Genomic DNA, 9,124 nt, shown 5'->3' with positions numbered 1-9,124 from the left:
TAATGTATAGGTGATATGAAATGGCGCTCCAAAAAAAACCCAAAAACCAGCAATCTGTTTCAAATAATGAGGCAGTAGAAAACTTCATAAACTCAGCCCCCGATGCAAAACTCCCCGCGTCGAAGGGAGTTGTTAAAGGTAAAAAACAGCAGATCACAATCACGATGGACCCTGAACTGATTAAGCGTATAGATGAAGCAGCTGCAGAGAACGGGCAATCGCGCGCTGCTTTCATTAATATGTCATGCATAAACATACTGGACTATGGTTTGCAAATTGCTGGCAAGAAGAAAATCAGCGACTAAAAACATTAAAACACAATGAAAGCAATTTCAATTTGATGTTGTTTTAATATTAAAACAACATCAAATCAATCTTTTCTGAATCTTACTGCTATCTTAGATTTTTTTTATCATCGCAACAGCCTCAGCCCCGGACATCTGAAACTGTACCCGGTGCCGTGCCGCCACATCGAGTGCAAACACCTTCGTGTAGACCTCCGTTGAACTGATACTCTTATGCCCCATCAGACTCTGCAGCACCTTCAGCGGAATACCGTTGTACAGCATATGCATGGCATAGGAATGCCGAAAAGTATGTGGAGTCACCGCTACCGAGAATGTCACACCGTCGGCCGCAGCGGATTCAACCGCTTCACTCAGCCAGGTTCTGACGGTGCGGTCCGTAATTTCCCAGATGCGTGCTTTCTCTGTTCTGCCAGTACGTTTATTTCGGCGCTCGAGGGGAATTTTCAGCGTGGCCACCATCATCTCCAGCTGACTGACGTACTGTTTATCTGACAGCGGCACCAGGCGATGAGCCTGGCTGCCAGCAGGCATTCTTCCTGCTGTTCTGGCCGCCTTTTCTGCCCGCTGTTTCAGGGTGGCCAGCTGCACAAACGGGTAGGGTGGCGCCAGCGAAAAATCACTCCGGGTCAGCGCCAGCGCTTCGTTAATGCGCGCGCCGGTATTCCACAGCGTGGCCAGCAACATCTTGCGGTGCAGATCGGGGACATAATGGAGTAGGGCGCTTACTTCCGGCGCCAGCAGATACTTCGGCAGTTCGTCCTGGACGATCGCCATCTGACGCAGGGCCAGAGCCGCCGGGTAATCGATGGCCACAGGTAGCTGTGCTGCAGGAACATTGGTTTGAGTGACCGGCATGAGATGACTCATTGCTTTAACACCCCGGAAAATCTGAAGGGCCGATAATAAACATCACCAGGCCGTCGCGGCAACGTTCAAGCTCCGCCTCACTGGCAGAAGAAGACAGCCTGTGCAGGTTCGCGGGGGTCGCGTCCAGAGGATATAAATCCTGGCTGAACAGCGACAGATTATCTTCACTGCATGTGAGACCTGCCGCTCCCAGATACCGGGAATAATCAGACAGTATGGACCGGCGTTCTGCTTCAGGCAGTGACTCAAAATACCCCAGATACTCATCAGTAAAAGCAGAATCGGCGATCCCCCTGACCACGCCGGCCATTTCCTGACAGATATCCAGCTGCAGCACCGCCGCAGGGAAGATATCCTCCCGGTGTCCGCCACAGGATGCGGAGGCCAGCCGCCACTGACGGTTGGTGCTGACCGGTACTGTCCGAGTCGACGCAAGCACCAGGACCGGCAGTTTACCCGTCCACGTTTCAAAAGGTTCGTCAAAATAATCAGCAGGAATATCGGCAAGAGCCATTCCATCCCATGTTGACACTGTCATGTTGCTCCTCGTTATAGTTTATATGCGGCGGGTAACCAACCGGGAGCCGGCGGCAGCGGAGAACAATTCCAGGGATGTTGCGCTGCCAGTTCCTGAATATCGTCGTCATACAGCCCAGTCCCGCCAAAATCAAACGCCGGCCAGCGCTGGCAGGCATAGCAGTAGGCCAGAAAACCCTCATCCCGCTTCCGGGTCAGCCAGTACACCCAACTGATGGCGTAAATGTCCTGCGAGTAAGCCCCCCAGGCCACAAAAAACGCAAAGCGGGTCCAGTGGGCCAGTTCGGGGTAAAGTGGACGCATGGCAGCCAGTTCATTCAGCGTCTGCTGGTCAAGACTGAAATCCTGCTCTTCCGTGTCGGTAACAAATGTCTCCAGATCAAACTTAAACTTTTCCATCCAGTGTTCCTTTATTATTGAGAAATCCCGCCTTACCCTCTGTTAATGCTTCTATCTGAAGCTTGCCCAGAAGTCAGGCCGAATGTCATACAGCATTGTGTCACCAACATCAGCCAGCTTTTCATCAAATTCCCCCTTATCGGGAAGACAACCATCCTTGACATCAGAAACGTCGCTTAACTCTCTTAGATGCCAGAATTCGCAGTCTGGCTCCTGGATAGCAATAACAAAACCGTATGAATTCACCAGGTAACGCGGATTAACCGGATATTCTAAATCCCTAATCCATAATGGAGTGCTGTTTGGGATACCAAGAGCCATTCTTATTTCCAGTAATGTCCTGTTACCAGTTCGACCAGCAGTACATCGTTTACACATAAAATAGTCACTCAGAGTAATTATTACGGGCGGCAGATCTGTCTGCGCACAACCCTGCGTCTGTCACCCGGATGATTTTCCCCTGCCGTCATCATTTATAAGAGGATAATGAGCAGGCATATAGCCACGCCGTTAAATTACCGGATGGCCGTTTCGGTGTGATCCGATTTATTGCGTATTTAACAGTTTCCGGAAGTGTACCACGCACACGAAATAAGCAAAGCGGCAATATCTGCCCCTGCGCGACGGATCACGGGGAAGGGGATAAACACAACATATAGAAGAAAACGCAGCTGATGGCATGGCACATGTTGTGTTTCTGCGCCGCTGCGCGCCGGAGGCCGGAGAGAAGATCCGGAACAGCCAGAAATCGGATCTGCCCGGCGGAAAACACGCAAAGGATATGATAGTAGGCAATTCACATTAAATCATACTGGATATGATATTTATCATTAATCGCAAAATCATATCTGATATGATTATTACACACAGAGTGGAAAATCATTCATGATATGATTTTTTACTCAAGCGACATTTTCAGACGGAGCGTGCAGGATGGATGAGAAAGAAGTGAATTTTTCACTCAGCTATGAGCAACTGACCCGGATAGCGGAAGAACGTATCCGTGAATTCGAGCTGGACAGCCAGGGCGCCAAATACATCAGCGAATCGAGTAAGGCCAGCACCCTTCTGGGATTCTGGTATGAACTGGCCATTACTGGTGCGCCAATGAAAAATTACGAACAAACCAAAGCGCTCATCGACGCCGATCATCAGCGTCTCAGAAAGCTCATCTGGCCAGAGACGGATAAGTAATGACTAAGACACGCCGACCATCGCCGCTGCAGCGGCGGGTGCTGATTGTGCTGGCCGCCCTCGATGCGAAACGTCCGGGACCGGTGGCCACGCGGGATATTGAGCGGATGCTGGAGCAGGGCGGGGACGCCCCGGTGTACGGGCCGAACCTGCGCGCCTCCTGCCGGCGTATGGAGGCCGCAGGCTGGCTGCGCACCCTGCGCGCCCCGAACCTGCAGCTGGCCGTCGAGCTGACGGACGCCGGCCGTGCGCTGGCCGCTCCGCTTCTGGCTGACGAACAGGCGCGTGTCCTGGCGGAGCAACGCACGACGGAGATCCGGGTTCTGCCCCTGGTCCGGATAAAGCCGGTATACGAGTCTGACAGGTTCGGTGACGACCGGCCGGTGGAGCTGGACGGTCGCTGGCACCTGGCGTGCCGGGGCGACTACGTTATCCGTCTCGACGGCACCACCTGCCTGCAGCTGTGGAACACGGCCGGGCAAGTGATGCGACAGGAAGGCGACCCCCTGCAGGTGGCTGAGTGGTTACAGGCCTGTCACGATGCCGGCATTGATATCCGCCTGCAGATCAACGAAAGCACCGCGCCGGAACAGGGTACACCTTCACTGAAAGGGGCTGAGTTTCCCGGCGGGCAGGCTGCAGACACGACGGAAACCTGGTACCGGTACCTGCTGAGGGCACTGCGACAATACGATGTGCAGGGGCTGTCCGCCACAAACCCGGAGCACCTTAACGCAGTGAAGCCCGGCAGGCGTAATAAGGAACAACCGCTACAGGAACGTTTTCTGGCACTGGCGAAAACGGTGGAAGGGACCCCTGGTGCCCTTCGTTCGGATCGGTATGAAGAGGATGCCGGCCCGCTGCTGACAGAGTTGCTGGACGGATTCGGGTTCACGCCGGACCAGGCTTCCCGCCTCATCCGCCTTATCCGCTGGCCGCTGATGAGTCAGGAAGAATATGACCGGCGCGAGCTGAACAGCCTGCTGGATGAACTGGAACAGCGACAGCTGTACTGCAACCGCGAGCAGCTGACTGAGATTGTGTTTTCACCGGTCCGCCAACCCGGCGAGCGCTGGACTGACCGTCTGCAGTGGCTCCTGATTACGGACGGATTCGGGTTCTGCAGTCCGCTGTCCCGTGACGCAGGCGCCCGGGCGTTGGCGATCCTGGCCGGCTACACGGGGCAGGAGGTGGCGGAACATCTGGCCACGGTGATCGTCTGGAACAACCACAGCGCGGGGACGCCGTCATGAGCACAGGCAACGTCCATTTGATTGTAACCTGCACGCGCCGCAAAACCGTGCCTGCAGGTGATGCGGTCTTTCCGGATGAACGTGACGTGGAGAGAGCTTACGGGCTCTGGATGGAAAGACTGGCGCAGGCCCGTCGCGGATCGCCCCCCATGACCGCCGGCGAACTGTATACGGGCCAGCACTGGTGCAGGGCAGTTGCAGCTGCGGCGCGAAACGGTGCCGAAATGTGGGTGATTTCAGCTGGCCTGGGGCTACTACATGCCTCTGATCCCGTGGTCCCGTATGAGGCGACATTTTCCTCGATGCCGTTCTGCCATCGCACTCACTGGGAACGACTGACAACACGTCCACTTTCGGAACGACGGTGTACCTCCCTGAAAATGCTGATGCAGACAAGGCCTGACGATCGGTTTGTAGTGGCGGCCTCCCCAGTATACCTGCGTGCCGTGGAATCAGACCTTCTCGCGGGAAGGTACACGCTACGAGCACCTGAACAGTTGACGGTTGTCACCTCAAAAGGCTATCAGGGGTCGTCTCAGAATTCGGAAAATAAAGCACGCTAAGGCGTAGTCACCCCGTGACTCCCCCGCGCCGATGCAGCGAGCTTCGTTCCGTCTTGCAGTGACGCAATCAGCGGGCAGGAAACGTTCCCTTTCCGCGCATGGCAGGCGCACACCAGTTCAGACAGCACGGCCTCCATGCGTGCCAAGTCGGCCATCTTCTCGCGCACATCCTTGAGCTTGTGCTCGGCCAGGCCGCTGGCTTCCTCGCAATGGGTGCCATCCTCCAGCCGCAGTAGCTCGGCGATTTCGTCCAGGCTAAAGCCCAGCCGCTGGGCCGATTTCACGAACCGCACTCGTGTTACATCCGCCTCGCCATAGCGGCGAATGCTGCCATAGGGCTTGTCTGGCTCCGGCAGCAGGCCCTTGCGCTGGTAGAACCGGATGGTCTCCACATTGACCCCGGCCGCCTTGGCAAAAACGCCAATGGTCAGATTCTCAAAATTAATTTGCATATCGCTTGACTCCGTACATAACTACGGAAGTAAGCTTAAGCTATCCAAACCAAATTTGAAAGGACAAGCGTATGTCTGAACCACAAAAGTCTGAACCACAAAACGGGCGCGGCGCGCTCTTCGCCGGTGGGCTGGCCGCCATTCTTGCGTCGGCCTGCTGCCTGGGGCCGCTGGTTTTGATCGCCTTGGGGTTCAGCGGGGCATGGATCGGCAACCTGACGGTGCTGGAACCCTATCGCCCGTTCTTCATCGGCGCAGCGCTGGTCGCGCTGTTTTTCGCCTGGCGGCGCATCTACCGCCCGGCGCAAGCCTGTAAACCGGGTGAGGTCTGCGCGATTCCCCAAGTGCGAGCTACTTACAAGCTCATTTTCTGGATCGTGGCCGCGCTGGTCCTGGTCTCGCTCGGATTTCCCTACGTCATGCCATTTTTCTATTAATCACAGGAGTTCATCATGAAAAAACTGTTTGCCGCCCTCGCCCTCGCTGCCGTTGTTGCCCCCGTGTGGGCCGCCACCCAGACCGTCACGCTGTCCGTGCCTGGCATGACCTGCGCCTCTTGCCCGATCACTGTCAAGCACGCGCTTTCCAAGGTTGAGGGCGTGAGCAAGACCGACGTAAGTTTCGACAAGCGCCAGGCCGTCGTCACCTTCGACGATGCCAAGACCAACGTCCAGAAGTTGACCAAGGCGACCGAGGACGCGGGCTATCCGTCCAGCCTCAAACGCTGATCCGTTAACCGAACTCGGGAGCGACACATGGGACTCATCACGCGCATCGCTGGCAAAACCGGCGCGCTCGGCAGCGTCGTTTCCGCGATGGGCTGCGCCGCCTGTTTTCCTGCCATCGCCAGCTTTGGCGCGGCCATCGGACTGGGCTTCTTGAGCCAGTACGAGGGGCTATTCATTGGCATCCTGCTGCCGATGTTCGCCGGCATCGCGTTACTCGCCAATGCTATCGCTTGGCTCAATCATCGACAGTGGCGACGCACGGCGCTCGGCACGATAGGCCCGATCTTGGTGCTGGCAGCGGTGTTTTTAATGCGGGCTTACGGCTGGCAGAGCGGTGGACTGCTCTATGTCGGCCTGGCCTTGATGGTTGGGGTGTCGGTCTGGGATTTCATCTCGCCAGCACATCGCCGCTGCGGGCCGGACAGCTGTGAATTGCCAGAACAACGTGGCTGACGGCAACAGCCGTAGCCACCACAGAAAAGGAAAAATACATGACCACCCTGAAAATCACCGGGATGACCTGCGACTCGTGCGCGGCTCACGTCAAGGAAGCCTTGGAGAAAGTGCCCGGCGTGCAATCGGCGCTGGTGTCCTATCCGAAGGGCACAGCGCAACTCGCCATTGAGGCGGGCACGTCATCGGATGCGCTGACTACCGCCGTGGCCGGACTGGGCTACGAGGCAACGCTTGCCGATGCGCCACCGACGGACAACCGCGCCGGCCTGCTCGACAAGATGCGCGGCTGGATAGGGGCCGCTGATAAGCCCAGTGGCAACGAACGCCCGTTGCAGGTCGTCGTCATTGGTAGCGGTGGAGCCGCGATGGCGGCAGCACTGAAGGCCGTCGAGCAAGGCGCGCAGGTCACGCTGATTGAGCGCGGCACCATCGGCGGCACCTGCGTCAACGTCGGTTGTGTGCCGTCCAAGATCATGATCCGCGCCGCCCACATCGCCCATCTGCGCCGGGAAAGCCCATTCGACGGCGGCATGCCACCCACACCGCCGACGATCTTGCGCGAGCGGCTGCTGGCCCAGCAGCAGGCCCGTGTCGAAGAACTCCGTCATGCCAAGTACGAAGGCATCCTGGACGGCAATTCAGCCATCACCGTTCTGCACGGTGAAGCGCGTTTCAAGGACGACCAGAGCCTTATCGTTAGTTTGAACGAGGGTGGCGAGCGCGTCGTGATGTTCGACCGCTGCCTGGTCGCCACGGGTGCCAGCCCGGCGGTCCCGCCGATTCCGGGCTTGAAAGAGTCACCCTACTGGACTTCCACCGAGGCCCTGGCGAGCGACACCATTCCCGAACGCCTTGCCGTAATCGGCTCGTCGGTGGTGGCGCTGGAGCTGGCGCAAGCCTTTGCCCGGCTGGGCAGCAAGGTCACGGCCCTGGCGCGCAATACCTTGTTCTTCCGTGAAGACCCGGCCATCGGCGAGGCGGTGACAGCCGCTTTCCGTGCCGAGGGCATCGAGGTGCTGGAGCACACGCAAGCCAGCCAGGTCGCCCATATGGACGGTGAATTCGTGCTGACCACCACGCACGGTGAATTGCGCGCCGACAAGCTGCTGGTCGCCACCGGCCGGACACCGAACACGCGCAGCCTGGCATTGGAAGCGGCGGGGGTAGCCGTCAATGCGCAGGGGGCCATCGTCATCGACAAGGGCATGCGCACCAGTAGCCCGAACATCTACGCGGCCGGCGACTGCACCGACCAGCCGCAGTTCGTCTATGTGGCGGCAGCGGCCGGCACTCGTGCGGCGATCAACATGACTGGCGGCGATGCGGCCCTGGACCTGACCGCAATGCCGGCCGTGGTGTTCACCGACCCGCAGGTCGCCACCGTGGGCTACAGCGAGGCGGAAGCACATCACGACGGGATCGAGACCGACAGTCGCCTGCTAACACTGGATAACGTGCCGCGTGCGCTTGCCAACTTCGACACACGCGGCTTCATCAAGCTGGTCATCGAGGAAGGTAGCGGACGGCTCATCGGCGTGCAAGCGGTGGCCCCGGAAGCGGGTGAACTGATCCAGACGGCGGTGCTCGCCATTCGCAACCGTATGACCGTGCAGGAACTGGCCGACCAATTGTTCCCCTACCTGACCATGGTCGAAGGGCTGAAGCTCGCGGCGCAGACCTTCAGCAAGGACGTGAAGCAGCTTTCGTGCTGCGCCGGATGAGGAAAAGGAGGTGTTCAATGAGCGCCTACACAGTGTCCCGGCTGGCCCTTGATGCCGGGGTGAGCGTGCATATCGTGCGCGACTACCTGCTGCGCGGATTGCTACGGCCGGTCGCGTACACCACGGGCGGCTACGGCTTGTTCGATGACACCGCGTTGCAACGGCTGCGCTTTGTACGGGCTGCCTTCGAAGCGGGTATCGGCCTGGACGCACTGGCGCGGCTGTGCCGGGCGCTGGATGCTGCGGACGGTGACGGTGCGTCTGCGCAGCTTGCCGTGTTGCGGCAACTCGTCGAGCGTCGGCGCGAGGCCCTGGCCAGCCTCGAAATGCAACTGGCCGCCATGCCAACCGAACCGGCACAGCACGCGGAGAGTCTGCCATGAACAGCCCAGAGCACTTGCCGTCTGAGACGCACAAACCGATCACCGGCTACTTGTGGGGCGCGCTGGCCGTGCTCACCTGTCCCTGCCATTTGCCGATTCTCGCCATTGTGCTAGCCGGCACGACGGCCGGCGCGTTCATCGGGGAGCACTGGGGTATTGCAGCCCTCACGCTGACCGGCTTGTTTGTCCTGTCTGTGACGCGGCTGCTGCGGGCCTTCAAGGGAAGATCATGACCGCTTCCCAGCCAGCCGAGAGTGGGCAGC

General features: G+C 58.3%; 15 protein-coding genes. 10 read left to right on the top strand and 5 right to left on the bottom strand.

All coding sequences use genetic code 11. From position 1 onward, the window contains the following. Window positions 1–20: 20 nt before the first annotated feature. On the top strand, window positions 21–305 hold the full coding sequence (locus tag JQN59_RS25910; protein WP_053389737.1) for a ribbon-helix-helix protein, CopG family: 285 nt from the start codon (window positions 21–23) through the stop codon (window positions 303–305). A 93-nt stretch (window positions 306–398) separates the two neighbouring features. Here JQN59_RS25910 and JQN59_RS25905 read toward each other — a convergent pair whose 3' ends face one another. From JQN59_RS25905 to JQN59_RS25890, 4 genes are read right to left on the bottom strand one after another with little or no spacing between them, the layout of a single operon-like run. Next, window positions 399–1,175, bottom strand: a complete 777-nt coding sequence (locus tag JQN59_RS25905; protein WP_053389736.1) for a site-specific integrase — start codon at window positions 1,173–1,175, stop codon at window positions 399–401. Between the two features lie 4 nt (window positions 1,176–1,179). Next, on the bottom strand, window positions 1,180–1,713 hold the full coding sequence (locus tag JQN59_RS25900) for a hypothetical protein (protein WP_069325153.1): 534 nt from the start codon (window positions 1,711–1,713) through the stop codon (window positions 1,180–1,182). 11 nt (window positions 1,714–1,724) lie between these two features. Beyond that, window positions 1,725–2,111: a hypothetical protein gene (locus tag JQN59_RS25895; protein ID WP_053389734.1), complete on the bottom strand. Its 387-nt coding sequence runs from the start codon at window positions 2,109–2,111 to the stop codon at window positions 1,725–1,727. A 51-nt stretch (window positions 2,112–2,162) separates the two neighbouring features. Continuing rightward, entirely contained in the window at window positions 2,163–2,432 is a 270-nt protein-coding gene (locus JQN59_RS25890; RefSeq protein WP_053389733.1) for a hypothetical protein, read from the bottom strand. Window positions 2,433–3,044: 612 nt separating this feature from the next. On the opposite strand from JQN59_RS25890, the gene JQN59_RS25885 reads away from it, so the two are divergent. Genes JQN59_RS25885 through JQN59_RS27310 form a run of 3 tightly spaced genes read left to right on the top strand, consistent with a single transcriptional unit; the run spans window position 3,045 to window position 5,121 of the window. Then, the gene (locus tag JQN59_RS25885; protein ID WP_099530132.1) at window positions 3,045–3,305 is read left to right on the top strand and encodes a hypothetical protein; all 261 of its coding nucleotides are present in this window, start codon (window positions 3,045–3,047) and stop codon (window positions 3,303–3,305) included. Next, a complete protein-coding gene (locus tag JQN59_RS25880) occupies window positions 3,305–4,558 on the top strand; it encodes a hypothetical protein (protein ID WP_053389731.1) in 1,254 nt (417 codons plus the stop codon). Before JQN59_RS25885 ends, JQN59_RS25880 begins: the two co-directional genes overlap by 1 nt. Next, window positions 4,555–5,121: a DUF6884 domain-containing protein gene (locus tag JQN59_RS27310; RefSeq protein ID WP_099530134.1), complete on the top strand. Its 567-nt coding sequence runs from the start codon at window positions 4,555–4,557 to the stop codon at window positions 5,119–5,121. Before JQN59_RS25880 ends, JQN59_RS27310 begins: the two co-directional genes overlap by 4 nt. Here the strand turns inward: JQN59_RS27310 and merR are convergent. Continuing rightward, a complete protein-coding gene (gene merR / locus JQN59_RS25875) occupies window positions 5,118–5,573 on the bottom strand; it encodes an Hg(II)-responsive transcriptional regulator (RefSeq protein ID WP_001166628.1) in 456 nt (151 codons plus the stop codon). The genes JQN59_RS27310 and merR overlap by 4 nt on opposite strands. Window positions 5,574–5,644: 71 nt before the next feature. Between merR and merT the strand changes: the two genes are divergently transcribed. From merT to merE, 6 genes are read left to right on the top strand one after another with little or no spacing between them, the layout of a single operon-like run. Further along, window positions 5,645–6,010, top strand: coding sequence for a mercuric ion transporter MerT (gene merT, locus JQN59_RS25870; protein ID WP_004200999.1), 366 nt, complete (start codon window positions 5,645–5,647; stop codon window positions 6,008–6,010). Window positions 6,011–6,025: 15 nt separating this feature from the next. Next, a complete protein-coding gene (gene merP / locus JQN59_RS25865; RefSeq protein ID WP_000732275.1) occupies window positions 6,026–6,301 on the top strand; it encodes a mercury resistance system periplasmic binding protein MerP in 276 nt (91 codons plus the stop codon). 27 nt (window positions 6,302–6,328) lie between these two features. Beyond that, the gene (gene merC, locus JQN59_RS25860; RefSeq protein ID WP_000522996.1) at window positions 6,329–6,754 is read left to right on the top strand and encodes an organomercurial transporter MerC; all 426 of its coding nucleotides are present in this window, start codon (window positions 6,329–6,331) and stop codon (window positions 6,752–6,754) included. A gap of 38 nt (window positions 6,755–6,792) precedes the next feature. Then, window positions 6,793–8,478 (top strand): mercury(II) reductase, encoded by a 1,686-nt coding sequence (gene merA / locus JQN59_RS25855; RefSeq protein ID WP_000209296.1) that lies wholly within the window; start codon window positions 6,793–6,795, stop codon window positions 8,476–8,478. 17 nt (window positions 8,479–8,495) lie between these two features. Next, window positions 8,496–8,861 carry a mercury resistance co-regulator MerD gene (merD, locus tag JQN59_RS25850; RefSeq protein WP_001277466.1) on the top strand — a complete coding sequence of 122 codons (366 nt, stop codon included), beginning with the start codon at window positions 8,496–8,498 and terminating at the stop codon, window positions 8,859–8,861. Beyond that, complete coding sequence (gene merE, locus JQN59_RS25845; protein WP_001087807.1) at window positions 8,858–9,094, top strand: broad-spectrum mercury transporter MerE; 237 nt, start codon at window positions 8,858–8,860, stop codon at window positions 9,092–9,094. The genes merD and merE overlap by 4 nt, the downstream gene beginning before the upstream one ends. Window positions 9,095–9,124 lie beyond the last annotated feature (30 nt).

The organism is Citrobacter sp. B72, assembly GCF_016894305.1.
In the GTDB taxonomy this organism is placed as follows: domain Bacteria; phylum Pseudomonadota; class Gammaproteobacteria; order Enterobacterales; family Enterobacteriaceae; genus Citrobacter; species Citrobacter portucalensis.
The sequence above is the reverse complement of the archived record's forward strand: the minus strand, read 5'-3'. Positions and strand labels throughout refer to the sequence as shown.

Excerpts from the sequence above, each read along its gene's own strand:
- JQN59_RS25895 (WP_053389734.1), bottom strand. The coding sequence starts at position 2,111 with ATGGAAAAGTTTAAGTTTGATCTGGAGACATTTGTTACCGACACGGAA.
- JQN59_RS25905 (WP_053389736.1), bottom strand. The coding sequence starts at position 1,175 with ATGAGTCATCTCATGCCGGTCACTCAAACCAATGTTCCTGCAGCACAG.
- merD (WP_001277466.1), top strand. The coding sequence starts at position 8,496 with ATGAGCGCCTACACAGTGTCCCGGCTGGCCCTTGATGCCGGGGTGAGC.
- JQN59_RS25900 (WP_069325153.1), bottom strand. The coding sequence starts at position 1,713 with ATGACAGTGTCAACATGGGATGGAATGGCTCTTGCCGATATTCCTGCT.
- merP (WP_000732275.1), top strand. The coding sequence starts at position 6,026 with ATGAAAAAACTGTTTGCCGCCCTCGCCCTCGCTGCCGTTGTTGCCCCC.
- merA (WP_000209296.1), top strand. The coding sequence starts at position 6,793 with ATGACCACCCTGAAAATCACCGGGATGACCTGCGACTCGTGCGCGGCT.
- merC (WP_000522996.1), top strand. The coding sequence starts at position 6,329 with ATGGGACTCATCACGCGCATCGCTGGCAAAACCGGCGCGCTCGGCAGC.
- JQN59_RS25880 (WP_053389731.1), top strand. The coding sequence starts at position 3,305 with ATGACTAAGACACGCCGACCATCGCCGCTGCAGCGGCGGGTGCTGATT.
- JQN59_RS27310 (WP_099530134.1), top strand. The coding sequence starts at position 4,555 with ATGAGCACAGGCAACGTCCATTTGATTGTAACCTGCACGCGCCGCAAA.
- merT (WP_004200999.1), top strand. The coding sequence starts at position 5,645 with ATGTCTGAACCACAAAAGTCTGAACCACAAAACGGGCGCGGCGCGCTC.
- merE (WP_001087807.1), top strand. The coding sequence starts at position 8,858 with ATGAACAGCCCAGAGCACTTGCCGTCTGAGACGCACAAACCGATCACC.
- merR (WP_001166628.1), bottom strand. The coding sequence starts at position 5,573 with ATGCAAATTAATTTTGAGAATCTGACCATTGGCGTTTTTGCCAAGGCG.
- JQN59_RS25890 (WP_053389733.1), bottom strand. The coding sequence starts at position 2,432 with ATGGCTCTTGGTATCCCAAACAGCACTCCATTATGGATTAGGGATTTA.
- JQN59_RS25885 (WP_099530132.1), top strand. The coding sequence starts at position 3,045 with ATGGATGAGAAAGAAGTGAATTTTTCACTCAGCTATGAGCAACTGACC.
- JQN59_RS25910 (WP_053389737.1), top strand. The coding sequence starts at position 21 with ATGGCGCTCCAAAAAAAACCCAAAAACCAGCAATCTGTTTCAAATAAT.